21 protein-coding genes and 1 pseudogene are annotated in these 25923 nt (G+C 59.1%); 16 read left to right on the top strand and 6 right to left on the bottom strand.

Annotated elements, in window-relative coordinates; all coding sequences use genetic code 11:
* Nucleotides 1–271: 271 nt before the first annotated feature.
* The 7 genes and pseudogenes from R3C19_20745 (at nucleotide 272) to R3C19_20715 (ending at nucleotide 9781) form a co-directional block, all read left to right on the top strand.
* The gene (locus R3C19_20745) at nucleotides 272–1681 is read left to right on the top strand and encodes a flagellin (GenBank protein MEZ6062779.1); all 1410 of its coding nucleotides are present in this window, start codon (nucleotides 272–274) and stop codon (nucleotides 1679–1681) included.
* Between the two features lie 694 nt (nucleotides 1682–2375).
* Nucleotides 2376–2740 (top strand): annotated as a pseudogene (locus R3C19_20740) (flagellin).
* Between the two features lie 219 nt (nucleotides 2741–2959).
* A complete protein-coding gene (locus tag R3C19_20735) occupies nucleotides 2960–3781 on the top strand; it encodes a flagellin (GenBank protein ID MEZ6062778.1) in 822 nt (273 codons plus the stop codon).
* A 701-nt stretch (nucleotides 3782–4482) separates the two neighbouring features.
* Nucleotides 4483–5892, top strand: a complete 1410-nt coding sequence (locus R3C19_20730) for a flagellin (protein MEZ6062777.1) — start codon at nucleotides 4483–4485, stop codon at nucleotides 5890–5892.
* A gap of 292 nt (nucleotides 5893–6184) precedes the next feature.
* Nucleotides 6185–8185: a flagellar filament capping protein FliD gene (gene fliD / locus R3C19_20725; protein ID MEZ6062776.1), complete on the top strand. Its 2001-nt coding sequence runs from the start codon at nucleotides 6185–6187 to the stop codon at nucleotides 8183–8185.
* Between the two features lie 48 nt (nucleotides 8186–8233).
* Nucleotides 8234–8632 (top strand): hypothetical protein, encoded by a 399-nt coding sequence (locus tag R3C19_20720; GenBank protein MEZ6062775.1) that lies wholly within the window; start codon nucleotides 8234–8236, stop codon nucleotides 8630–8632.
* Nucleotides 8633–9079: 447 nt separating this feature from the next.
* On the top strand, nucleotides 9080–9781 hold the full coding sequence (locus R3C19_20715) for a response regulator transcription factor (GenBank protein MEZ6062774.1): 702 nt from the start codon (nucleotides 9080–9082) through the stop codon (nucleotides 9779–9781).
* Between the two features lie 108 nt (nucleotides 9782–9889).
* On the opposite strand, the gene R3C19_20710 is transcribed toward R3C19_20715, so the two are convergent.
* The 3 genes from R3C19_20710 to R3C19_20700 all read right to left on the bottom strand — a co-directional run bounded on the left by R3C19_20710 (nucleotide 9890) and on the right by R3C19_20700 (nucleotide 12873).
* Nucleotides 9890–10363 (bottom strand): hypothetical protein, encoded by a 474-nt coding sequence (locus R3C19_20710; protein ID MEZ6062773.1) that lies wholly within the window; start codon nucleotides 10361–10363, stop codon nucleotides 9890–9892.
* A gap of 383 nt (nucleotides 10364–10746) precedes the next feature.
* On the bottom strand, nucleotides 10747–12252 hold the full coding sequence (gene trpE, locus R3C19_20705) for an anthranilate synthase component I (GenBank protein ID MEZ6062772.1): 1506 nt from the start codon (nucleotides 12250–12252) through the stop codon (nucleotides 10747–10749).
* Between the two features lie 168 nt (nucleotides 12253–12420).
* Nucleotides 12421–12873, bottom strand: coding sequence for a hypothetical protein (locus R3C19_20700; protein ID MEZ6062771.1), 453 nt, complete (start codon nucleotides 12871–12873; stop codon nucleotides 12421–12423).
* Nucleotides 12874–13059: 186 nt separating this feature from the next.
* Here R3C19_20700 and R3C19_20695 point away from each other — a divergent pair, with 186 nt between their 5' ends.
* From R3C19_20695 to R3C19_20685, 3 genes are all read left to right on the top strand, one after another.
* The gene (locus R3C19_20695) at nucleotides 13060–13551 is read left to right on the top strand and encodes a peptide chain release factor-like protein (protein MEZ6062770.1); all 492 of its coding nucleotides are present in this window, start codon (nucleotides 13060–13062) and stop codon (nucleotides 13549–13551) included.
* 808 nt (nucleotides 13552–14359) lie between these two features.
* Complete coding sequence (locus R3C19_20690; GenBank protein ID MEZ6062769.1) at nucleotides 14360–15043, top strand: PEP-CTERM sorting domain-containing protein; 684 nt, start codon at nucleotides 14360–14362, stop codon at nucleotides 15041–15043.
* An 87-nt stretch (nucleotides 15044–15130) separates the two neighbouring features.
* On the top strand, nucleotides 15131–16099 hold the full coding sequence (locus R3C19_20685; GenBank protein MEZ6062768.1) for a hypothetical protein: 969 nt from the start codon (nucleotides 15131–15133) through the stop codon (nucleotides 16097–16099).
* On the opposite strand, the gene yacG is transcribed toward R3C19_20685, so the two are convergent.
* Nucleotides 16082–16306, bottom strand: coding sequence for a DNA gyrase inhibitor YacG (yacG, locus tag R3C19_20680; protein ID MEZ6062767.1), 225 nt, complete (start codon nucleotides 16304–16306; stop codon nucleotides 16082–16084). The two genes, R3C19_20685 and yacG, sit on opposite strands and share 18 nt — an antisense overlap.
* Nucleotides 16307–16319: 13 nt before the next feature.
* Nucleotides 16320–16637: a hypothetical protein gene (locus R3C19_20675; protein MEZ6062766.1), complete on the bottom strand. Its 318-nt coding sequence runs from the start codon at nucleotides 16635–16637 to the stop codon at nucleotides 16320–16322.
* A 206-nt stretch (nucleotides 16638–16843) separates the two neighbouring features.
* Here R3C19_20675 and R3C19_20670 point away from each other — a divergent pair, with 206 nt between their 5' ends.
* From R3C19_20670 to R3C19_20645, 6 genes are all read left to right on the top strand, one after another.
* Nucleotides 16844–17674, top strand: a complete 831-nt coding sequence (locus tag R3C19_20670) for a hypothetical protein (protein MEZ6062765.1) — start codon at nucleotides 16844–16846, stop codon at nucleotides 17672–17674.
* A gap of 171 nt (nucleotides 17675–17845) precedes the next feature.
* Nucleotides 17846–19948 (top strand): PSD1 and planctomycete cytochrome C domain-containing protein, encoded by a 2103-nt coding sequence (locus R3C19_20665; protein ID MEZ6062764.1) that lies wholly within the window; start codon nucleotides 17846–17848, stop codon nucleotides 19946–19948.
* Between the two features lie 32 nt (nucleotides 19949–19980).
* Nucleotides 19981–21435 (top strand): DUF1501 domain-containing protein, encoded by a 1455-nt coding sequence (locus tag R3C19_20660; protein ID MEZ6062763.1) that lies wholly within the window; start codon nucleotides 19981–19983, stop codon nucleotides 21433–21435.
* Nucleotides 21436–21743: 308 nt separating this feature from the next.
* Complete coding sequence (locus tag R3C19_20655; protein ID MEZ6062762.1) at nucleotides 21744–22409, top strand: DUF2062 domain-containing protein; 666 nt, start codon at nucleotides 21744–21746, stop codon at nucleotides 22407–22409.
* A 13-nt stretch (nucleotides 22410–22422) separates the two neighbouring features.
* On the top strand, nucleotides 22423–23625 hold the full coding sequence (locus R3C19_20650; GenBank protein MEZ6062761.1) for a GTPase: 1203 nt from the start codon (nucleotides 22423–22425) through the stop codon (nucleotides 23623–23625).
* A gap of 84 nt (nucleotides 23626–23709) precedes the next feature.
* The gene (locus tag R3C19_20645; GenBank protein MEZ6062760.1) at nucleotides 23710–24942 is read left to right on the top strand and encodes a cytochrome c peroxidase; all 1233 of its coding nucleotides are present in this window, start codon (nucleotides 23710–23712) and stop codon (nucleotides 24940–24942) included.
* Between the two features lie 5 nt (nucleotides 24943–24947).
* Here R3C19_20645 and R3C19_20640 read toward each other — a convergent pair whose 3' ends face one another.
* On the bottom strand, nucleotides 24948–25901 hold the full coding sequence (locus R3C19_20640; GenBank protein ID MEZ6062759.1) for a hypothetical protein: 954 nt from the start codon (nucleotides 25899–25901) through the stop codon (nucleotides 24948–24950).
* Nucleotides 25902–25923 lie beyond the last annotated feature (22 nt).

Here is a 25923-nt window from a genome sequence, read left to right as displayed (position 1 = left end):
AGTTCCGGACCGCCATGAACGGAAAATCCTGGGCAAGTTGCCGACTCCGCATTCGATACGACTGAGAACCGTGTCATACGGGAAGCCTCCCCTTGGTTCGAATCCCGGCACTTCCCGCGATTGGTTCGTGTGAACCGTCGACGGACGACCGCAAACAGCAGAGTTCTTCAGCCACCGTCAGCAGGGATGCACACCTTTACCCTTCGATGTGAATCGGGTCCTCAGGATGAGCGGACGCGATCCACCGAATTCTCCAAGAGAGGTTTGTTTCATGTCACTGACAATTGCCAACAACGTGTCGTCGCTGACGGCACAGCACAACCTTGGTCGCGCCGCCAGCGGTGTCGCCAGGTCGGTCGAACGACTGTCGTCCGGCCTGAAGATCAACCGTGGTGCCGACGGCCCCGCGGCTCTGGTCATTTCCGAAAAGCAGCGAGCTCAGATTGCCGGTCTGCGTTCCGCGATCGACAACTCTGAAAAGGCCGTTTCGCTGGTGCAGACTGCGGAAGGCGCTTTGACGGAAATCAACAGCCTGCTGGTCAAGGTCCGCAGCCTGGCGATCGATTCCGCGAACACCGGTGTCAATGACGCCGACGCTCTGGCCGCAAACCAGGCGGAAATCGACAACGCTCTGGACACGATCACCCGCATTGCCAACAACACTCAGTTCGGCACCAAGAAACTGCTGGACGGTTCGGCCGGCGTCAATGGGGTCTCCAGCAATGGTGCCGTCGCGTTTCTAAAGGGAACGGCCGATACGACTGCCGGGTCCTACGCGGTTGCCATCACGACTGCCGGTGAACGAGCCACTGAAACGGCCGGCACCGATCAGACGCAGAACCTTGCAGCCGACGAAGTGCTGACGATCAACGACGTCAGCATCTCCCTGAGCGCCGGACTGAATCAGAACCAGGTGATCGACCGGATCAATGAGTTCACTTCTCAGACGGGCGTGACCGCGGAACTCGACGGCACATCGACCCGACTTTATACGACGGACTTCGGTTCCGACGCGACCATTACGGTGGTGTCCAATGCCGCCGCCGCCAGCACCAGCAGCGGCTTCGGCACGACGCTTCTGACGGATAACGGTGTTGATATTGTCGGCACGATCGGCGGAACCAGCTTCAACGGCAGCGGTAACGTGATCACGGCCGATTCGGGCGTTGCGAAGGGGCTTTCGATTCAGATCGCCGCTTCCGCCGACGCCACAACGACGGGTACTGCAACAACCGCCACGATTTCCGTAACGGACAACTCGCTGCAGTTCCAGATCGGACCGAACCAGAATCAGACGGCGAATATCGCCATCGACAAGGTCAATCCTGTGGCTCTCGGTTTCGGTGTGACCGGCAATCAGTTCAACAACCTGAACGAAATTGACGTCACGTCGGCGGCTAAGTCTCAGGATTCTCTGGGCGTCATTGACGCGGCCATCGACGACATCACCAACCTGCGAGGGGCGCTGGGTGCGTTCCAGGCGAACACTCTGGAATCGACCGCCAACAACCTGCGTGCAACTCTGGAAAACACGGTCAACGCGGAATCTGTGATTCGAGACACGGACTTCGCGGAAGAAATCGCCAACTTCACCAAGGGTCAGGTACTCGTTCAGGCCGGCACAAATGTGCTGCGGAACGCTAACCAGATTCCTCAGTTGGCTCTGTCGCTGTTGCAATAGTTCCCGGGACACCTCAGACCGTCGCCGGTCCGAGGTGATTTTCGGCCCGCAGGATGAGGCCCCGTTTTTCCGAACGCGGCCGTCCGCGGTCAGACAAATGCGAACGACCGTAAAGGTCCGGCGAGAACTGGAAGCTCCAGTTTTCGTCCGGGCCTTTTCCGGCGTTTGTTCAAAGCAGCCGTTTGCCGGCTGCCGCGTTCGCTTTCGAAATCCACGCATCCTGGCGAGCCGGCGTGTTGACGGTGCCCAACGTCTCCGGCGGGAGATTCGGCAGGATGGCGGAACAAAGCCCCAGCCACTTCGCGGGCGGCACAATCGCTACAGCTTCGCCAGCCTTCGTCGCCTGACGACGGGATGGGGAAAACGTCGTCGGGCCGTCTGACCGGCGATCGCTGTCTCGGGCATATGGTGGAGCCCACCAATCGGAATCAACGGACTTCGCAATTCCCCGACCCCGCCGGACACGGCCGGATGAAGGGTCAATCTCACTGCGGAAGTGTTCCGAAAGTCCCACTGTTGCGGCTGCAATCCAGACTCGCAACAGAGAGCACTTGCTGGCGCAAGGACTGACGCTCCTGCTTGTCGTAGACAGTTGTCGGTCGGATCGCCGACTTTGACCTTCCATTCATGAGTTGAATCCTCTCGTCGACAACGAGGACGCGACTCAGCGAACTCTCCCTCACGAGGACTTTCCATGACACTGACAATTTCCAACAATGTGTCGTCGCTGACGGCACAGCACAACCTTGGCCGAGCTGCCAACAGCGTCGCCAAGTCGGTCGAACGACTGTCGTCCGGCCTGAAGGTCAACCGTGGTGCCGACGGCCCCGCGGCTCTGGTCATTTCCGAAAGCAGAGGGCTCAGATTGCCGGTCTTCGGGCAGCGATTGACAACTCTGAAAAAGCCGTTTCGCTGGTACAGACTGCGGAAGGGCGCTTGACGGAAATCAACAGCCTGCTGGTCAAGGTCCGCAGCCTGGCGATCGATTCCGCGAACACCGGTGTCAATGACGCCGACGCGCTGGCCGCAAACCAGGCGGAAATCGACAACGCTCTGGATACGATCAACCGCATCGCAAACAACACTCAGTTCGGTACCAAGAAACTGCTGGACGGTTCGGCCGGCGTCAATGGGGTCTCCAGCAATGGTGCCGTCGCGTTTCTGAAGGGAACGGCCGATACGACTTCCGGGTCTTATGCGGTTGCCATCACGACTGCCGGTGAACGAGCCACTGAAACGGCCGGCACCGATCAGACGCAGAACCTTGCAGCCGACGAAGTGCTGACGATCAACGACGTCAGCATCTCCCTGAGCGCCGGACTGAATCAGAACCAGGTGATCGACCGGATCAATGAGTTCACTTCTCAGACGGGTGTGACCGCGGAACTCGACGGTACTTCCACGCGGTTGTACACGCAGGACTTCGGTTCCGACGCGACCATCACGGTGGTGTCCAACGCCGCCGCCGCCAGCACCAGCAGCGGCTTCGGCACGACGCTTCAAACGGACTCCGGCGTCGACATCGTCGGTACGATCGGCGGAACCAGCTTCAACGGCAGCGGTAACGTGATCACGGCCGATTCGGGTGTCGCCAAGGGGCTTTCGATCCAGGTGGCCGCTTCCGCCGATGCCACGACGACGGGTACTGCGGCAACTGCCACGATTTCCGTGACGGACAACTCGCTACAGTTCCAGATCGGACCGAACCAGAATCAGACGGCGAATATCGCCATCGACAAGGTCAGTCCTGTGGCTCTCGGTTTCGGTGTGACCGGCAATCAGTTCAACAACCTGAACGAAATTGACGTCACCTCGGCCGCCAAGTCTCAGGATGCTCTGGCCGTCATCGACGCGGCTATCGACGACGTCACCAACCTGCGAGGTGCACTGGGTGCATTCCAGCAGAACACTCTGGAAGCGACCGCCAACAACCTGCGGGCGACTCTGGAAAACACGGTCAACGCGGAATCTGTGATTCGAGACACGGACTTCGCAGAAGAAATCGCCAACTTCACGAAGGGTCAGGTCCTTGTTCAGGCCGGCACAAGTGTGCTGCGGAACGCAAACCAGATTCCTCAGTTGGCTCTGGCACTGTTGTAGTAGCTTCCAGGACGCCTCGGACCACCGGCGGTCTGAGGTGCCTTTCGGCACAGTGGACAAGGCCGCGTTTTCCCGAACGCGGCCTTCCGCCGCCAGACGAATGCGAACGACCGTGAAGGTCCGGCGAGAACTGGAAACCCCAGTTTCCGTCCGGGCCTTTCCGGCGTTTGTTCGAAGCAGCCGTTTGCCGGCTGCCGCGTTCGCTTTCGAAATCCAGCGCATCCTGGCGAGCCAGGCGTGTCGACGGTGTCCGACGTCTCCGGCAGGAGATTCGGCAGGATGGCGGAACAAAGCCCCAGCCACTTCGCGGGCGGCACAATCGCTACAGCTTCGCCAGCCTTCGTCGCCTGAAGACGGGACGGGGAAAACGTCGTCGGGCCGTCTGACCGGCGATCGCTGTCTCGGGCATATGGTGGAAGCCCACCAATCGGAATCAACGGACTTCGCAATTCCCCGACCCCGCCGGACACGGCCGGATGAAGGGTCAATCTCACTGCGGAAGTGTTCCGAAAGTCCCACTGTTGCGGCTGCAATCCAGACTCGCAACAGAGAGCACTTGCTGGGCGCAAGGACTGACGCTCCTGCTTGTCGTAGACAGTTGTCGGTCGGATCGCCGACTTTGACCTTCCATTCATGAGTTGAATCCTCTCGTCGACAACGAGGACGCGACTCAGCGAACTCTCCCTCACGAGGACTTTCCCATGACACTGACAATTTCCAACAATGTGTCGTCGCTGACGGCACAGCACAACCTTGGCCGAGCTGCCAACAGCGTCGCCAAGTCGGTCGAACGACTGTCGTCCGGCCTGAAGGTCAACCGTGGTGCCGACGGCCCCGCGGCTCTGGTCATTTCCGAAAAGCAGAGGGCTCAGATTGCCGGTCTTCGGGCAGCGATTGACAACTCTGAAAAAGCCGTTTCGCTGGTACAGACTGCGGAAGGCGCTTTGACGGAAATCAACAGCCTGCTGGTCAAGGTCCGCAGCCTGGCGATCGATTCCGCGAACACCGGTGTCAATGACGCCGACGCGCTGGCCGCAAACCAGGCGGAAATCGACAACGCTCTGGATACGATCAACCGCATCGCAAACAACACTCAGTTCGGTACCAAGAAACTGCTGGACGGTTCGGCCGGCATCAATGGTGTTTCCAGCAACGGCAACGTCGCGTTTCTAAAGGGAACGGCCGATACGACTGCCGGGTCCTACGCGGTTGCCATCACGACTGCCGGTGAACGAGCCAATGAAACGGCCGGCACCGATCAGACGCAGAACCTTGCAGCCGACGAAGTGCTGACGATCAACGACGTCAGCATCTCCCTGAGTGCCGGACTGAATCAGAACCAGGTGATCGACCGGATCAATGAGTTCACTTCTCAGACGGGCGTGACCGCGGAACTCGACGGCACATCGACCCGACTTTATACGACGGACTTCGGTTCCGACGCGACCATTACGGTGGTGTCCAATGCCGCCGCCGCCAGCACCAGCAGCGGCTTCGGCACGACGCTTCTGACGGATAACGGTGTTGATATTGTCGGCACGATCGGCGGAACCAGCTTCAACGGCAGCGGTAACGTGATCACGGCCGATTCGGGCGTTGCGAAGGGGCTTTCGATTCAGATCGCCGCTTCCGCCGACGCCACAACGACGGGTACTGCAACAACCGCCACGATTTCCGTAACGGACAACTCGCTGCAGTTCCAGATCGGACCGAACCAGAATCAGACGGCGAATATCGCCATCGACAAGGTCAATCCTGTGGCTCTCGGTTTCGGTGTGACCGGCAATCAGTTCAACAACCTGAACGAAATTGACGTCACGTCGGCGGCTAAGTCTCAGGATTCTCTGGGCGTCATTGACGCGGCCATCGACGACATCACCAACCTGCGAGGGGCGCTGGGTGCGTTCCAGGCGAACACTCTGGAATCGACCGCCAACAACCTGCGTGCAACTCTGGAAAACACGGTCAACGCGGAATCTGTGATTCGAGACACGGACTTCGCGGAAGAAATCGCCAACTTCACCAAGGGTCAGGTACTCGTTCAGGCCGGCACAAATGTGCTGCGGAACGCTAACCAGATTCCTCAGTTGGCTCTGTCGCTGTTGCAATAGTTCCCGGGACACCTCAGACCGTCGCCGGTCCGAGGTGATTTTCGGCCCGCAGGATGAGGCCCCGTTTTTCCGAACGCGGCCGTCCGCGGTCAGACAAATGCGAACGACCGTAAAGGTCCGGCGAGAACTGGAAGCTCCAGTTTTCGTCCGGGCCTTTCGGTTGTTCCGGTTCAGGTTCAATTCACCTTCGGAATCCCTGATGGCAGCGGTGTCGGACTCAGGGGCCGGTTTCTGTATTTCGGTTTAGCCGACAGCACAATACGTTTTACCGCCACGTCGCGGGACTTGCATCATGATCACCATCGACGGACTTGTCTCAGGCATCGACACGCAGACGATTGTCGATGGCCTGCTGGAAATTCAGCAACAGCAGGTGGATCGATTCACGCTGCGCCGCTCGGAGATTCTCGGCAAGCAGTCAGTTTTCAAGAATCTGGAAGCCAGTCTGATCAGCCTTCGCTCTGATGTGTCAAAGCTGGCTCGAGTCCAGGGCAATCCGTTTTCAAAAAGGACCGTCACGACCAGCGACGAATCGGTGATCAGCGCGTCCGGTTCATCATCGTCCGTTCCGGGAACCTATCGGCTGACAGTGGACAGTGTGGCCCGCGCCCATCAGATCGCCAGTCAGGGCTTTGCCGACACGGACTCCGAAATCACTCAGGGGACGCTTGAGTTTCGTGTGGGTTCCGGTGAACTGCACACGATTACGGTCGACAGCAGCAACAATACGCTGCAGGGACTTGCGGACTCCTTCAACGCGACGGATTCCGGAGTCAGTGCTTCCGTTATCCGAGACGCTTCCACGCCGGGGACTCCGTTTCGATTGCTGCTGACGGCGTCTGATACCGGCACCGAAAACGAAATCAGCATCAGCAGCAATCTGGCAGCGGACAGCGGTGGCGCGGTCCAGCCGGTGTTTGACTTCGACAATCCGGTTCAGGCGGCGACGAATGCTCAGGTCACACTTGGCAGTGGCGCGGGTGCGATCACCGTGGAGAGTGCCGACAACCGCGTCGACAATCTCATCAGCGGCGTCACGCTGGACCTGCTGAACGACAGCGGCGGCCAGGAGATCACAATCTCGGTTGCTCGCGACACGGAAGCCGCGGTTTCAGCCGTCGAGGATTTCGTCAATGGTTTCAACGCCACGATGAAATTCATCGCCGACCAGTCGCAGTTTAACGCTGATTCCGGAGAAGGCGGCCCGCTGCTGGGGAATCGCTCAGTCATCGGCATTCAGCAGAAACTGCGATCGACGCTGGTCTCGGTCGTTCCCGGAGTCAATTCCGCCGCGAACCGCCTTTCAGCGATCGGAATATCCGTAGCGGACAACGGCAGTCTGGTTCTGAATCGGGCCGAGTTGGAAGATGCGATCAACGGGAAGACTGAAGGTGTCACCAGCGACGATATCCGACGACTGTTTTCGCTGGACGGCACGAGCACGAATTCCGGGATCGACTTTCTGACCGGCAGCTCGCGAACACGCGCGACGACCGATCCGATCCAGGTCGATATCACTCAGGCGGCGGAACGCGCAACCATCACCGGCGGTACGGCCCTTGCCGAATCCACTGTGATTGATGACACGAACAGGACGCTGGAAATCAAAGTCGACGGGACCACCGCCACGATCACGCTGGATCAGGGAACCTATACTCGCCAGGAACTTGCCGACCATGTGGAACTGCTGATCAACGGATCAAAGAATCTGCCGGGGCGAACTGTTCGCGTCGGCCTGGATTCCGATGCCCTGACAATCACTTCTGAAACCTACGGCCGCACCTCGGACCTGCTGGTCTCCGGAGGTACCGCGCTGACGGCGCTGGGAATCACAGCGGGCACCGCTGACGTCGGGCGCGACGTTGCCGGAACATTCACCGTCAACGGTGTCACCGAAGCGGCCCGAGGGTCGGGACAGTTTCTGACGGGTGACCCGGAAAACGAAACGACGGCCGATTTGAGCCTGCGAGTCACGCTTCAGCCTTCTCAGATCACCGCCGGTGTTGAAGGTGAAGTTACGGTGACGCGGGGACTGGCTGCGACGCTGGACGAAGTCCTTGGCGATCTGCTCGATCCGACCGATGGTGGTCTGGCGACGATCGACGATGCGTTTGACGAACAACTCGCCAGCCTGCAAACCGCACTGGACCGACAGCAGGCGATCTTTGACCGGCAGCAGCAATCGCTGATTTCGCAGTTCGTGGCGCTGGAATCATCGCTCAGCCAGTTGCAGTCGACCAGTCAGTTCGTCACCGCTCAACTGTCGAGTCTGCCGCAGATTTCCGGTGGGTAACAACCCGTTCTTCTTTTCACTTTGATTGCTTCATAAGGATCATTCCGAATGAGCCCCCGCGAACGCTATCGCATCGCTTCGTCGTACGGCTGGACTCGCATCGACATGCTGATCCATATCTACGAACAGACGATCAATTCCCTGCGCGCGGGACAGCGGATTCTGGAGCAGAATGGCGGCGACCTGTTCGCCGCCCGAATCGACGCTCAGCGAAAAATCCTGTTGATCGTCGATGGTCTTGCTCTGGACCAGGGTGGTACGCCGATGCAGGTTCTGCGGCTTTGTCTGTTCGCTCTGGAACAGGTGCGAAGCGATTCCGCTGAGTCCTGGGCGTCGGCTGCGAAAGTGCTGGAGACAGTCCGCGATGGTTTCGTTGAAATCCGCGAAGAAGCTCGCGCCGCTGAGCGAGACGGTCTGATCCCCGCACTGCAGCTCGCGTCCGCCTGACCTGCGTCAGCGGTCAATTCGCCGCGGGCATGACGTCCCAGAAGTCGTGCGCCGGAGGCATGTCGTCGAGATGCTCCGCGCCGCTTACCGTCCGGCTGCGTCCGCTTCTGCGCTGACACCCCTGCCGTTCGACGCACACCACCGCGCGTTTGAAAAGGCGTGTGGCAATTCGCGCGCGGCTGACATCGATGAACGATGGAATCTGCCGAATCGCATTTTTCCATCGGTGCAGATGTTCACCGAATGACGCCGATGTCACCATTCGATTGCCCGGTCGCAGTTAGAACAGGCGGGTATCACCCAAGGGTGAATTTCCCATCGCAGGTTTGCCGCGTTGTTGCGTAAAAATCCCCGCGTCTGAGACGCACCGCCAGCCATCGCGTTGAGTCCGTGCGATTCAGAGACTTTACTTTCAACCATGAGAACGCAACACGGAGTCTATCCCCCATGAACGGAGTCGTACCTAGTCAGCCCGCTCGTTCCACTGACCATTCCGCCACGGTGCATCCGGACGTCATCATCGCTGACGCAAATCGCGTGAACGCCGAGTCGGTCTCGTACTGCCTGAGCGCGTACGGCACGTTTCGAGCCGCAAGGTCGGTGACGTCCACAGCGCAGTTGACGTCCGCAATTCGAGAACAGCGGCCGGATCTGGTCGTGATCTGCGAGAACATCGTCGTCCAGGGATTCCGCGAAATTGCTGCGGAGCTGGCGGTCCGGCTGGGCGAGACTCGACTGGCCGTTTTTGCCGACCGACTGACCGATCGGCAGTTGGACCTGGTCACGCACAATCGGATCACGGGATTGCTGTCGCGGCAGGAAGAGATGCGTACGATCAACGAGCAACTGGTTCGCATCGTCGCCGGTACTCCTGTCGTCTCGCCGTTGCTGGCGGATCGCGTTCGACTGACGGCGACTGGTGAATTCGAGTGCCTTGCCAGCCGCCAGCTTCAGAAGCTCACCGACCGCCAGTGGGATGTCCTGCTGCGGATAGCGGAAGGTCGGCGAGTTTCGGAAGTTGCCGCTGACCTGAGCATTACCGAAAAGGCGGTCGAAAGCCACAAGTACCGCATCATGCGAACCATCGGCGCGACGGACCGTGTGGAACTCTGCCGCTGGGCGATCCGGGAAGGCTTCATCGACGCCTGAACCCGCGCAAGAAAAATGCGTTCGTCGGTTCCGCCGACGAACGCATTTGCGTGGTTCTGAAAGCCGGACTGGTTTGGTTCTGAACCGGACCCGGCACAGGTCGGTTCGCTATTTGTCTTCTTTCGGCTTGGCTTTTTCGAAGCCCTTCTTGAATGCTTCGTCGCTGAAGACCAGGGCGAGCTGTTCGTCGCCTTCGGTGCCTTCCGCTTTGCCCTTGCACTTACTGCAACAGAAGGCGACTTTCAGTTCGCCGACCTTGATTGCGGTTTCCTTGTCCAGCTTACCGCCACTCAGGGGGCACTTCGCCTGAACATACTGCTTCGTCTGCACAAGCTGAGCGTTCGCCTTCACGGCATGCTTCGCAGGTTCCTTTTCGAAAGCTGCCTTGCACTTTTCGCAGCAGAAATACGCCTTCGCTTCCTTGTAGGCGGTGAACTGAGCTTCTTTGGCGGGTTGTCCGGACACCGGGCACTTTGCGGTGAACTTGTCCTTTGCTTCCGGCTTTTCCTCTGCGGCCTGAACAGAGATCAACAGGCATGCGGCAGCGCATGCCGCAAGGATCGTCCCCAGATTTCGAATCATGGCGTTTCTCCTTTTGAAGGTGAGTACGAATCCACTGTCACCTACCGACGATCGCAGTCACGAACGTCAGTTGCACGAAAAATCATGCCTGACTGCCGAATTACACCATTCGCTGCCGAACGTCGCAAGTGAACTGTCGAAATCACCCTCGCTGGTGACAGTTTGCTACTCGGCTGACGACCGTGATTCTCCGAGAGATCGCGGGTGGACTGTCAACTGGGGGCGATTGTCAGCGGCGCTCCCACGTCCCGCCGAACTGTGACGAACTGCGGTCTGGGCGGCTGCCGACATCGCATTCGGACACTGTGAAACCGGCAGCTTGACTCGTGCTTCGGTCTCAGCGCAGGTGCCGCGAAACGGCGGGGCAACATCGCGGTGCGGCTTCACTCGGGCCGCGCAAGCTGAGTTTCCGCAATGAAAATTGCCTTCAGCATCGCTCGGGCCTTGTTCAGTGTCTCTTCGTATTCGTTCGACGGCACACTGTCCGCGACAATGCCGGCTCCGGCCTGCACGTCGATGATTCCGTCCGTCATCACCAGTGTTCGCAATGCAATGCAGGTGTCCATGTTGCCGGTGAAATCGATGTAGCCGACGGCCCCGCCGTACGGACCGCGTTTGTGCGGTTCGATTTCATCAATGATTTCCATGGCCCGAACCTTCGGAGCACCTGACACGGTTCCGGCGGGCAATCCGGCACGCAGTGCTTCCACGGCGGTCAGTCCCGGCTGAAGCTGGCCGACGACATTCGACGTAATGTGCATGACGTGGCTGTAACGTTCGACAACCATGACGTCATTCAGCGTGACTGAGCCGAACTGAGCGACGCGACCGATGTCGTTGCGAGCGAGATCAATCAGCATCACATGTTCTGCGCGTTCCTTGGGATCGGCCAGCAGTTCTTCGGCCAGCCGCTGATCTTCCTGAGGCGTCCGGCCGCGGGGGCGAGTTCCGGCGAGCGGCCGAATCGTGGTCTCTCCGTCTTCGACGCGCACCATGATTTCCGGCGACGAACCGACCAGGTGGACTTCCGGCGTCTTCAGCAGGAACATGAAAGGGCTGGGATTGACCATTCTCAGTGCGCGGTAAACATCCAGCGGCTTCGCACGGCTGGCGTGCCGCAGTCGCTGTCCGATGACGACCTGAAACACGTCGCCCGCCCGAATGTATTCGCGGCAACTGTCAACGGCCGTTTCAAAGTCACGGCGACTGAAGTTGGACTCCGCGGACAGATCCGGCTCCACCGTCAGATCAATGTCGGTCAGCGCGACGGCATCGCCCGCGTGCGCCAGCCGATCACAGATGTCCTGCAGCCGCCGTTCCGCCGCGGCGCGAGCGGCATCGATGTCATTGTCCTGCGTGTCAGCCAGAGCCACGGCCAGCACAACTTTCCGGATGTGGTCAAATACCACCATGCCGTCGTACAGAGCGAAGCACAGGTCGGGAAGTCCTCGATCGTCGTCGGGAACGTTCGGCAGATTTTCCGTGTAGCGAACCGTGTCGTAGCCCGCATAGCCGACGGCTCCGCCGCAGAATCGGGGAAGACCGGGCACGTGCGCCCCCGTGGACTTTGCCAGCAGCGAATCGAGATCCTTCAGCGGATCTTCGCTGATCCATTCGCGCACGCTTCCGTCGGCGTCGCGCACCTGAACGCGTTTCGACCACGCGGTGATCGACAAGAAGGGCCGGCTGCCGATAAAGCTGTAGCGTCCGATCCGCTCGCCGCCCACAACGCTTTCAAACAGGAATGACCAGTCACCTTCGCATAGCCGCTGGTACGCCGTCACAGGCGTCAGGCTGTCGGAAGTCAGTTGCCGGAATACCGGAACGAACCTGGCCTGCGCCGCGAGTTCACGGAAGACTTCAGGTGTCGGATGGCTGGTGACAGGCATGGCGCGTAGCGGAAGTAAGGATCAGGAAAGTCGGCTGCGACGTGACGAAGAAACGGCGAACCGACTGCGACGGCCGGCAACGGTGGCGGGATTATGCCGACTCCCGCCGCGACGGTCGAGCATCAGCGAACGGCGATGGCGATGCGTGAACGGCCGACTCGCGGCGGATTATTCGTCCAGCAGGGCCAGTGCTCTGACGGACGCAGTCATCCCGTCGAACACCCGTCGAATCGGCTGCAGTTCGTGGTCCGTTCCCTGCCACCAGACCAGCAGAGTGAATTCCGACGTCCGGACACTGTGCAATCCCGCGGAGTTCAGCAGTTCCAGACATTCAAAACTCAGTTCACGAGAAAACGCTGGCATTTCCGCCAGTCGGCAGTCGGATTCCGTCACTTCCACGTCGCCGTATTCCTGCCGAAACCCTTCCACGCACGAATTCACAACGTCCGGCGGCGACGGACATGCCGGCAGGATTCTCAGCGCCCAGAAGCATGTGCCTTCGGTTGAAACCGTGATCATCACGTCACCGTCGCATTGTTCGTCGAGCGTCCAGACGTCCGGGTAGTCGAACTGCACACCGTGGTTGCGGTAGGTTGCCAGACAGTCGAGACCGAAGTTCATCACAATGAGCCGTGTCGAGATTTCCGAAAGCCGCCGAATCGCGCCGATGCAGCGCGGTACGGGGCGCAGAGTACGTCGCTGCGGTGGGGAACGCTACGATGCCTGCCGATTTCCATCATCCGAATTGGTGTCAGAAGCTCGATGGCAAACTCCCCGGACCGGCCAGTTCCGTCGGTGCATCCCTGCATGCTTTCTGAAGACAAGCTGCTTTCCGACTGCGAAATCCGGCGAACCCGCGACAGCGGTCCCGGAGGTCAGCATCGAAATAAGGTCGAAACCGCCATCGAGATCATTCATCAGCCGACCGGCATCCGCGCATTCGCCGGCGAACGCAGAAGTCAGGAACAAAACCGTCGGATGGCGATTCGCCGGCTGCGAATGGAGCTGTCCGTTCGAGTCCGTGCGGTGAAATCCGCGGTCGTGGAACCTTCCGAACTGTGGCGGCAGCGGTGCCGCGGCGGCAGAATCGCCTGCAATGAACAACATACGGATTTTCCGGCGATGCTGGCCGAGGCACTCGACGCGATTGACGCAAAGGACTTCGACGTACGTACAGCTGCGGCAGCGCTGGGCTGTTCCAGCTCACAACTGACACGATTCATCGGCCGAGTTCCCGCCGCCCTTCTTCAGGTCAACCAGTCGCGCGAACAACGCGGATTGCGCAAATTGAAGACGTGACCTGCTAACGCTCGTCGACATGATCGCAAGACACTACGTCGGTGCCGGATGCGGCGCGGCCGGCTGTTTCTCGCGTTCGGCAGGCCAGTGTTTGCACCAGATAAGCTCGTGGTCTGGCTGGTTTGAGGAAGGCCCAGTCGTTTTTCCACTGAGATTGGGTTCGCTTTCGAAGAGAGCTCGCAGTTGGCAGAGCGCCACCACGATGTCCGTTTCCTTCAGACCGACGCAATGACATTCCTGATGCAGTTGCCGGCTGATCTCTTCGAGACTCATCAACCCGGGCACACGGCGGCTTTCAACAGGCCGTTGTCGACGACGTTCGTGATGACCGGGAGCCATGGGCGGTGAATTGAACACCACACCGACGCACGGCATGCGACCGTCGACTCTTGCCCCCGATTTTTGCACATCCGGAAAATGGGGGTGTTGATTGAACGGCGCTTCAGGCCCGGCGGGCCGACACAACCTCTGCTCTTGGCGTCAGCCACCGGTTAGACATCAGCAAACCTTCATCGACCGATCCTTCAGCAACACCCCCATTCCCCGGTAGAGGCGAATTTCCTGCCCACTATCAAGATAAACACACTCATAACAGGGTGTGCCAATGCCAAGTGTGGTACTTGCGGGGTTAATGGTGCCTGCTGCAGGGAACTACCGGCTCACTCTTACACGGCAGGACAGCAGTTGCAAACGTGTTTCAGACAGACAAGGTCAGTGGTTTTGACAATTTCAATGACAAAAATTCTTGCGTGAACTCCGCGTTGCTTCACAGCATGTGAAAGATCCTCTCAACATCTGCAGTCATCAAATGGAACAGACCATGGTTATTCGAGCAATCAGTTGGCTTTCGGCGTGCGTTGTTCTCGCCGGCACGGCAAATGCTGACATCATGTTTTCGCTGGTACCGGTCGGCCCCACGACGGTGAGTCAGGGGACGTCGGTCACGATTCAGATAGTCGCAACCAACCCGACGCCCGACTTGATTGGGCAGACTTGGCTTGCATTTGGCGCTCAGATTGTCGCGAATACGGGTGATGCCAACGATGCGCCTATCCAAATGGTGGGCCCCAAGTTTGACCCGCTTCCGGCGATCCTGGAGCCACCGACTATCGTTCGTGACTTCGATGCGCCTCAAGAGACGATGCCAGACATCCCAGCAGGACGGACGTTTACGGCCTTCGCGAAGACTGGAGCCATTTTGGCAGACGGCGACGTACTCGCTTCCTTTACTTACGTCGCAGATGTTGTGGGGACGACGACGTTTAGCTTCAATAGCGTCCCGGGCTTCAATTCTGCCGACCTTAACGATGGGTTATTGGATTTTTCGATTACAACTGACAATGGTTTGGCAGTTCTTGGCACCGCGATCACCGTAACCGCCGTCCCGGAGCCTTCCAGCTTCGCGTTGCTGGGACTGATCGGGGCCGGGGTTTTCGTGGTTCGCTCGCGAAGGCGAAAGCCGGCGTCGGTTAAATACGCGGAAATCTCGTGACTCGGGACACCGCGATCACGTTCGATTCGTTCCTGAATCAAGCAGAGGCCGGTTGTCGGTCTCTGCTTTTTTTGTGAGGACGCGTGGATGCGATGGTTGCTTGCGGCGGTGGTGCTGATGAGTTCGCCGCTGTGCCGGGCGGGAGTCATTTCGCCCTTCGGAGCTCGCTGGGATGCGGCGCCGCGGATCGTGGGAGGCAATGAACGTTCGCTGGCGGGCGGGTTGCGGTACAGCGTCAGCGGCGGGTCGTATCAGGCGTTTCGAGACCAGTTTTCCTGGAACTCGGTTCCCACGGTTACCGCGTTCCAGCAGGCGGTCGACCAGGCGTTTGGCGCGTGGACGTCGGTTGATCCGGTTTCCGGGTTCGGCACTTCCATTCAATTCGTGTCCGACTTCTCAACACCGGTTGTGACGGGATCAGGCTTCGGAACTCTGAACATCAACGGTGCCGAAATCGATCTGATCGCCTCCGACGCGGGCGGCGCGGGACTGGGAGGGCTGACGGCCGTTTCGTCGTTTGGTACTCCGGTGACGCTCACCTCCGGCGTCGCCGGATACGCTTCGTCAGTCACGATTCAGGGCGTTGACCTGCACCTGAACAATAATTCGGCGGCGGTGTATTCGCTGGATGCCTTTCGACGCCTGCTGACCCACGAACTTGGGCACGCTCTGGGACTGGGTGACGTCGATTTGGGCGGCACGTTCCTTGACGACAACTACAGCGCATCGGATCCGCTGGGAACGTTAACGAATTCGTGGGCCGATCTGGTCAACCCGCTCGATCCGGCGAATTCAGTCGGTCTCAGTACGTTCAGCGTTCCCGGATCGCAGTTTGCACTCAGCGGCGTGGACATTCTGATGGAGTCGAACGGTCTGGGAATCGGGCCGACAAATCCGCTTTCGAATCTGGTGCCATTAACCAATGACGACTACGGCACGCGCCAGTTCCTGTATCCGGAACTGGTAGCCGTGCCGGAGCCCCGATCACTGCTGGTACTTGCGGCGCTGAGTATCGCCGGATTGTATCGACGCCGAAAATCACATCGCGTCGCCTGATTCCTGCACTTCGATGTCAGGGTCATGTCGCAGGAATTCAGCGACCTGCGGATCGAGATCTTCGACAACCGCGTACCTGCCGTCGAACCAGCGAAACAGGTCCACCTTCCGGCACCGATCACTGCAGAACGGAAAGTACGAATTGTCGGAACCGGCCGATTGCTGAAATGCCTTGTCGCAGATGGGACAGTGATGTGGTCGGATCATGGAATCGTTCCGGTTATTCGCTCAGCTTCAGAATCGTCTGCCGCTGCATGAAGACAATCATCTGCTGAGAGTTGTCGGGATCCGGATTGACGCTGACAATTTTCCAGCCGCGGTCGCCGAGATCTCCCAGACTGCTGCCAAGGAACAGGTTCTTCTTTGGATCCTTTTCCAGGTAAACCGTGCGGTATTCCATCTGTGGAGGCAGCAGCATGTCGAACAGCAGTCGGGTACACAGTTCGGCAGACCAGATCGTCAGGATCAACAGGAACAACTGCTTGTAAGTCATGATGATCGCCTCGTGCAGGTACTCAGAAGTTTCCTTATCGCTCATAATTGACTTGGCGACCGAATTGTGTCGATCGCGGTTGCACAGGTCGAGCGACGGTCGGCAGCGTTTTAAGGGAAATCCGACGGACCGCCGTGAAGACCAGCGCAATCACCTTCCGGATCGGCTCGGCGCTTTCCAAAATCGAGCGACAAGAAACTTCATCCCGCGACATTGCACGCCAATTCACAGTTTGGACACGAGGACCACTTATGCGCCGGAATCACGCGTCAATCATCTCTGCTCTGAGTCTTTCGGTTGGAATCGGGTCGCTGGTTGGCGTCGCGATCGGGGACGTTCACGCCGGTGACGAATCGTCGCCGACCGTTTCGGCCACGGAGGAGGACCAGCCGTTGACGGAGAAAGCACGGCAGGCAATTCGCGACGAGGCGGAAAAAGTTCTGACGGATTTCCCCGCTCCGGATGCGGATGATCCCAGGGCGGTCCAGGTACACTCGCGTCGCGGCGACGCTTACTTTTTTCTCGGTCAGTTCAAGCAGGCAGTTAGTGAATATCGCAGCATGGTCTCACTGAACCGCGAACTTGATGCGTCTCACTGGCGACTTGGAATCGCGCTTTTTTTTGCGGACGAACCTCAGGCCGCGGCGCAGCAATTCGAGAAGTATCACAGCTTTGACAACGTTGATCGCGAAAACGGCATTTGGCGATATCTGTCTCAGTACAAGTCGAAGGGCGGTGAACATGCTGCGAAGGAACTGATCCGGTATGACAAAGACGATCGCGAGCCATTTCCCGCGGTGTACAGGCTTTTCGACGGTACGCTGAGCGCCGAAGAAGCACTGGCGGCGATTCCCTCCGACATTTCCGCCGAAGAAAAGGAGAAGCGACTTTTCTATACGGAGCTGTACATCGGAATGCACCTTGTCGTGCAGCAGGGCGGGAATCCCGAACCGGATTTCGAAGCCGCGAAGCGATATTTGGGGCGCGCGGTGTCTCGTAAATGGCCGCGAACCGGCGGGTTCGGCCCGAACTTCATGTGGCATGTGGCGCGGCTGCAGATTGACCTGCTGCAAAACAAATGATTGAACCGGCAGAACCGGACCAGGTGTGTGAAATGCCGCCGGACCATTTCGTCGACTCAAAGACCGTCGCACGGTATGATTTCAAGATCCCCGCCAGTGCCGGTCAGCCTGACTGCACTCCGTCACCTGCCCTGCCCTGTCCTCCCGCCGAGTTGTTACGAAGTTCCTGAAATGACGCGTCCTGTGTTCTATCTGTGCGCCGCGTGGGTGCTGTCTGCCGCACCCGGATTGCAGGCGGACGAACGTGCGGATTTCTTCGAGAGCAAGGTCCGGCCGTTGCTGGTGGAAAACTGTGTTCAGTGCCACGGTCCGGAAACTCAGGAATCCGACATTCGGCTCGATTCCCGAGTTCAGGTACTGGCGGGGTCGGCGTCGTCCTCGCCGCTGGTTCAGCCTGGCAACACCGACGGCAGCCGATTGCTGCAGGTCATTGCATGGCCTGACGAGGACGTACGGATGCCCCCGGACCAAAAGCTTTCCGATGATCAGATTGCAATCCTGACGCGATGGGTGCAGGACGGCGCCATCTGGCCGGAAGCTTCCGAATTCGGATCAGCCGCAGCCACAGGCAATTGGCAGCAGCACTGGGCGTTTCAACCCATCCGTCGTCCTTCCGTTCCGGCTGTCAACACGACGACCGGCGACGCGCATCCGGTCGACGCATTCATTGACCAGCGGTTGCGTGACGTGAATCTGAATCGATCTGAACCGGCACAGGCTCGAACGCTGGTCCGGCGGTTATCGTTTGCCATCGTCGGACTGCCTCCAAATCCCGAAGATCTGGCCGCTGCGGATCTTCTGGACATCGCTGTAGTTGCCGAGCCAACCAGCGCGAAGCAGCGAGACGAATGGCTCGACGAATTCACGGATCGACTGCTTGCCTCACCACAATTCGGTGAACGCTGGGGACGCTACTGGCTGGATGTCGCCCGTTACTCGGACACAAAGGGCTACGTGTTCACTCAGGACCGCGAATATGCCAATGCCTGGCAGTTTCGCGAATGGGTCATTCGTTCCCTGAACGCCGACATGCCGTACGACGAATTCCTGATTCGCCAGATTGCGGCGGACACGTTTCCCGACGAACAAACGGCGGAGAACCTTGCGGCGATGGGATTCCTGACGCGTGGCCGACGGTTCCTGAACAACAAGCACGACATCATCGACGACCGCATCGACCTGGTGGCTCGCGGAACGATGGGGCTCACAGTCGCGTGTGCTCGGTGTCACGATCACAAGTACGATCCGGTTCCGCAGACGGACTACTACGCGCTGTACGGCGTCTTTGATTCGTCTGATGAACCAGGCGGCGAACCGTGGCCGCTGCGTCTGGTGGATCGCGATCAGCCTCGGGAACCGGTCGTGTTTCTGCGAGGCAGTCCGGGTAACCGCGGACCGCAGGTCACCCGGCATTTTCTGACAGCGCTTTCCGCCGGCGAACCGGAACCGTTTCAGCAGGGCAGCGGACGGCGCGAGCTCGCGGAAAAAATCGCGAGCCCCGATAATCCGCTGACGGCTCGAGTGGCGGTGAATCGCATCTGGATGCATCTGTTCGGCAGGGGACTGGTCGATTCCCCGAGCGACTTCGGACTTCGCAGCGATCCGCCGAGTCACCCGGAACTGCTCGACTATCTGGCGGGATACTTCATCGATCACGGCTGGTCGCGTAAGACCGTCATTCGGCACATCATGATTTCCGGAACGTACAGGCAAAGCAGCGACCGCCGGCCCGATGCGGCGGCAGTCGATGCCGAAAACCGTCTGCTGGCGAGAATGGATCGGCGACGGCTTGACTTTGAAGCTCACCGCGACGCTGTCCTGGCCACATCGGGACAACTCGACGCGTCGATCGGCGGTCCTTCCGTCGACATCACGACGCAGCCCTTTCCAAAACGCCGTGCGGTGTATTCCCGAATCGACCGGCAGAACCTTCCGGGAGTCTTCCGAACGTTCGATCTGGCCAGCCCGGACACGCACGCGCCCCGACGATTTGAAACCACCGTTCCGCAGCAGGCGCTGTTCCAATTGAATAATCCGTTCATGATGGAACAGGCTGATGCGATTGCGGCAAGGCTTCAGTCCGCCGACATCACCGATTCGAAGGCGCGAGTCTCAGCACTGTTCCGGATTGTGCTGCAGCGGGAGCCGACGGCCGAAGAAACATCAGCCGCGCTTGATTTCGCAGGTACGTCGGCGGACACCGGAGATTCGGCGATCTGGTCGCAATTGGCACAGGCGCTGCTGATGACGAACGAATTCATGTTCGTAAACTGAATTAGAGTCCGCTGAAAGAAATTCCTACTGTTATGGACTTGGCACACAGCACAACGCCCGTCGCCGGACCGATTTTGACCAGTCGTCGCGAAATGCTGGCTCGCTGCGGTATGGGCATTGGGTCACTGGCGCTGACAGATCTGCTGGCGTCGTCGGCCGGTGCCGCTGACCTGACTCAGGGGACGAATCCGATGTTGCCGAAGGGAGCTCACTTCCCTTCCAGAGTCAAGCACGTGATTCATCTGTTCATGAACGGCGGTCCGTCGCATCTTGACACGTTTGACACCAAACCGATGCTGACAAAGCACCACGGACGGGAGATACCGGGCGGAAATCTGAAAACAGAACGGCCGACCGGTGCAGCCTTCGCGTCGCCGTTCCGCTTTCGTCAGTACGGGGAAAGCGGAATTGAAGTCAGTGAATTGTTCCCTAACGTGGGCCGCTGCATCGACGACATCGCCGTCATTCGTTCCATGCACGCCGACGTTCCCAACCATGAACCTTCGCTGATGCTGCTGAATTGCGGAAACGCCCGACTCGTGCGGCCAAGCATGGGTTCCTGGCTGACATACGGGCTCGGCACGGAAAACCAGAACCTGCCGGCGTTTGTGGCCATGTGTCCCGGAGGGTATCCGATCCAGGAATCACAGAACTGGCAGGCAGGATTTCTGCCGGGCGTGTATCAGGGAACTTATATCAACACGAAAAACACCAGCGTGGAGCAGTTGGTTGAGAATATCCGCAACGACCGCATCCCGCCGGAACAGCAGGCGCGGCAACTGCAGTTACTCAGAACTCTGAACGCCATGCACGTCCGGGAAAACTCGGGTGATCCGCAACTGGAATCACGCATTCAGTCGTTTGAGCTGGCTTTTCGCATGCAGACGGAAGCCGCGGATGCGTTCGACGTCAGCCGCGAACCGGAACACATCCGCAAGTTGTACGGCAAGGGAGTTCAGGCACGACAGATTCTGATCGCCCGCAGGCTGGTGGAACGCGGTGTTCGCTTCGTTCAGGTTTGGCACGGAGACGGCCAGCCGTGGGACAATCACGACGACATTGAAATCAACCATCGGCGTCTGGCGGGACAGTGCGACCAGGCAATTGGAGCTCTGCTGACCGACCTGAAACAGCGCGGGCTGCTGGACGAAACACTGGTGATCTGGGGCGGAGAATTCGGCCGGACGCCGACCGTGGAATTGCCGAAGAAGGGTTCCAACGCGGGAAAAATCAACGGCCGGGACCATAACCACTGGGGCTACACAACATGGCTGGCCGGAGGCGGCGTGCGCGGCGGATATGTTCACGGAGCGACCGACGACTTTGGATTTCGTGCTGTCGAAAACAAGGTTCACGTCCACGATTTGCAGGCAACGATCCTGCGGCTGCTGGGTTTCGACCACGAAAAATTCACGTTCCGCTACGCCGGACGGGATTTTCGATTAACGGACGTGCATGGAAAAGTGGTGGAGGAACTCATCGCCTGATTCGTTTTGCGTCGGTCGGAATTCCCAAACGCAGCATGAAATGCCGATGATCGGGAAGACAGACGCTGTTTTGCCATGGACGGCTGCTATTTGCGGTTACGCCTTTTACGATTCCGGCGACGGCAGCGTATACTCGGAAATCGCCGAAAAAATGTGATGTTCCGCCGCGCGGAACGCTCACGGCGTTTTCACCCGCCGACAGGAATCAATTCGAACCGCGGTCGCGGAAACGGGAAGGTTGCTCGGTTCCGGATCGAGGCCCCGAAATCGGCAGGCGATCGTCCGGTCCAGAAGTAGAAGCGGAATCCATGTGGCGCAGGCTGCTGCGAATCTGGTCAAGCCCTCGAACGGTGCTTCGCAGCGTCCTTTCGCTGGACGACACGTCTCACGCGATCGCGCTGGGAGCAGCGATCGGCATGCTTGTCGGAATGACTCCGACGGTCGGACTGCAAACGGTTGTGGTGATGGCGATCGCGCTGTCCACGTACCGCCTGTTTTACTTCAATCGCGCGGCTGCTTTGCTGATGATCTATGTGTCGAATCCACTGACTATGGTGCCGATCTATTACGGGCTTTACTGGGTGGGAACACGATTTCTTCCGGGCACCGCAACCGTCGAACAGTTTCGCGACATTCTGACGTTCGAGGGATTCGCGGGCTGGTGGACAGCAATTCGCGAACTGGCGTTTCACGTTGGCCGGCCGCTGTGCCTGGGCACACTGATTGTCGCACCGCTGGGCGGGCTGGTGACGTACCCGGCAACGCTGGTCATGCTGCGCTGGTTCCGCGGACCGCATGATTCGGCGCGTACCGGCAAACAACTGGTGAACTCAGGCGGCGAAGGTGCCGAATCACAGCCGGAAATCGCGTCCGCTGATGTTCCTGCTGCCGACAGGAACGCTTCAATCCGTAGCGGAGATCCTTGCCGCCCGGACAGCACGATTCGCCAGGAGAAACCGGTCCTTACGCGATGACCGCAAACGCCCCGTGACCGAATCCACTCCATCCGGTCTGACCTGTATTCGCCAACTGACGCCTCCCGGGCGCGGCGCAGTCGCGGTGATCCTGGCGCAGATGACGCAGAACCACGCGGCGCAAAGTTTCCGCCGCTGCTTCAAGTCGCACTCGGGTCGCGATCCCGCCACTGCCGCGATCAATCGGATTCTGTCTGGCTCCTGGCGCGGTGAAGACGTCGTTATCGTGCGAGTCGCCCCGGACGCCTGGGAAGTCCATTGCCACGGCGGACCAGCAGCCGTGAACCGCATCGCACGTGACCTTTCGACATCAGACGAAACGTCCGGCACACCAGGCCCGACCATGCATTCCGGGGCATCGGAATTCCGCCTTGAAGCAGAATTACGCCGGGAACTGCTGAAGTGCCGGACACAAACCACAGCCGTTCTCTTGCTGGCTCAACTGCAGGGGCGACTCCGAGACTTCCTAAACAGCCTTTCGGAGCAGACTTCCGTCGACGCAATTCACCGCGGCTTGCAGCAACTGCAGAGATGGCGGTCGATGTGTGAGCACTTTTCGGAACCGTGGAAGGTTGTCGTCATCGGGCAGCCCAATGCCGGCAAGTCCAGCCTGCTGAATGCGATCGTGGGGTTCGAACGTTCTATCGTCTTTGACCAGCCCGGCACGACGCGCGATCGTGTGGAGGTCGACGTAACTCTGAATGGCTGGCCGTTTCGTCTGATCGACACGGCCGGAATCCGTGATATCGCGGACAGCGAAACGGAAGCCCGCGGCATCGCGGCCGCTGTTGAGGCGCTGAATTTCTGCGACGCGTGTCTGCTGATCGTAGATGCGATTCCCGGCTGGAGCCCGGAGGACGACCGGCTCATGAAGATCATCCCGCCGACCGTTCCGTTTTCTGTGCTAATGAACAAATCTGATGTAAGCCCGCGGAGCTTTCTGCCGTCATCGCTGGCACGGGACCAGCGGGCGTCGGCCTTTCGAACTTCGGCCAGAGACGGATCAGGGCTGAAGGAGGTACTCGACTGGATGGCGAACGTGCTGGTTCCTGAAACACCCACCATCGAAACCCCGCTGCCCGCCTGCCCAAGCGCCGCCGATCTTTGCGACCGGCTGCAGACTCTCATTTCCGAAAACGCTCGACTCCGGATAATCCGCGACACGATTCGGCAATTCCTGGATGCGGTCACTGACGACCAGGTTCGCGCGCCGTGACAGCCTGGACAGGAAACGGCGGGTTCCTAAACTGAACTCGTCGAAAAAACTGAACATGACTGGCCCTGAAAGTGGAGAAACAATATGGCTTCGAAGTCCCTGAAACTGATGCTGATGGTTGTCGCCGTGCACGCCGCATCCGGTTGGTGCGCCGCGGGAGATAACGTGACGCTTGGAATCGACCCACTGACGTCCGGCATCCCCGGCACGGGGCCTCTGACAAATGCCGACATTGAATCATGGCTGAATAATCCGGCCAATCACGAAGTCCTGGACATCACGCTTCCTGCCGGTCTGAAACTCGGTGAGGCGCAGATCAAGGGACTCGACAGGAACCCGCTCACTCGGGCAAAGATTGAACTCGGACGGCAGTTGTACTTTGACACACGTCTGTCGGCGGACTCAACGATCAGTTGCGCGACGTGTCACCATCCACAGGAAGGTTACTCCCGCCACACCGCCACCGGTGTCGGCATTCAGAACCAGGTCGGTGGACGCAATTCGCCGATCAGCTACAACCGGATTCTCAGTGACAAGCAGTTTTGGGACGGCCGCGCGGGGTCACTGGAAGAGCAGGCCGTTGGCCCCATCGCGAATCCGATTGAGATGGGCAACACCCACGACGCGTGCGTCACCAGCCTGAAATCGATCCCCGGCTACGCGATGCAGTTTAAGAAAATTTATCCCGATCGCGGCCTGACGATCGATACCGTCGGGCAGTCGATCGCGGCATTCGAACGAGCAATCGTCACCGGCCCGACACCATTTGACTATGCCGAAACGCTGAAGCGGTTCGAACAGCTCGATCAGCAGGATCTGGCGGATCTGAAAGAAGATGACCCGGAGACATACGCTGAGTACGAAACGGCGAAGGCCGCGGCCGGTAGTCATCCCATGTCCGAAAGCGCGGTTCGGGGACGCGACCTGTTCTTCAGCAAGAAAGTCGGGTGCAGCAACTGTCACGTCGGTGCGAATCTTGCTGACGAGCAGTATCACAATCTGGGCGTTGGAATGGACAAGGACATGCCCGATCTCGGACGCTTTGTCGTTACCAAAGAGGAAAAGGACCGCGGAGCGTTCAAGACACCGACAATTCGAAACGTCGCGCTGTCGGCTCCGTATATGCACGACGGCAGCATGGCCACGCTTGAAGAAGTCGTTGAGCACTACAACAAGGGCGGAACACCCAACAAATGGCTCAGCGACAAGATCGTCAAGCTGGATCTGAAGCCGCAGGAAAAGCTGGATCTGGTGGAATTCATGCGGTCGGTGACCGGATCGTTTCCAGTGGTCAATACCGGTCGTCTGCCGCAGTAGCCGCGTTACCGCTGGCGCCACAGTCGGTGTTTTTCGATCTGAAGGTCGCGAGCGGTTCCGGCAATGTCCTGCCAGAACCGCTTCGCGTCCGTCGGATAACCCTTCGTCGGTTTCAGCGAAGGAAGCTGCGACTGCCAGAATTCGTTGAACTGCATCATCAGGATTTCCCGGACGTATTTCGAGACCATCGACGCCAGTGCCACCGGCAGCAATTGTTCCGCTTTGGTTCGAAAGCAGAACTGCAGCTCTCCAACGCGATAGCTGCTGATCGGCCCGGACTCCCGCGTTCGAAACACAAACTGATCGTCAAATGCCTGCGCGATCAGGCCGTCGTAGCGATTTCGTCCGCCGTGCTTGTCGCAGACAACAGTTCCCCTGACGGGCTCCGCAATGGCATCGGTGCAGCGCCGCACAAGCGCCAGAGTCGCCGCTGAAAGAACCTGACCCTTGGTACCGGCTTCGTCCACAAGCCTGTTAAATTCGACAGGAAACACGACCCGGCTGAAGACCGCGTTCAGGCGGATGGAATTCGCTTCCAGGCACGATCGCAGCCGTTCCTGCATCGCCGGTAACTGTTCGACGTTCGCGGCAACCGGCACCGCGAATCCATTGCCGTCGTTCCAGGGTTCTTCCGCGTAAGCGTCGCCGAACTCTCGTCCGGAAATCTCCGCACCAAGAATATCAATCGTCTGCGGTGTTTCACGGAGCAGCGACAGGAATGCCAGAACGGATCGTTCCAGCGGTTCGATGGACCGACCGGAGTTGTACACCTGCTTTGAATCACCGACGTGCAGAAGGTCGGGAGAATTCGGCGGTTCATTGCTGACCACGTCCGTCAGACAGGACCAAAGCTCCGCCGGATCCAGATTGTCCGGCACGGTCCAGGACGTTGCGGTAATGACCAGCGGCCCCAGGTTCGGGCCGTAACCGGCTTCGTCTGTGCCGATCAGAATGGGCATGGATGGAAGCCACGTTTAAGGG

The sequence above is a fragment of the Planctomycetaceae bacterium genome, from assembly GCA_041398785.1.
Lineage (GTDB): Bacteria > Planctomycetota > Planctomycetia > Planctomycetales > Planctomycetaceae > JAWKUA01.
Note: the sequence above shows the minus strand (reverse complement) of the source record. Positions and strands in the feature narration are given on the sequence as shown.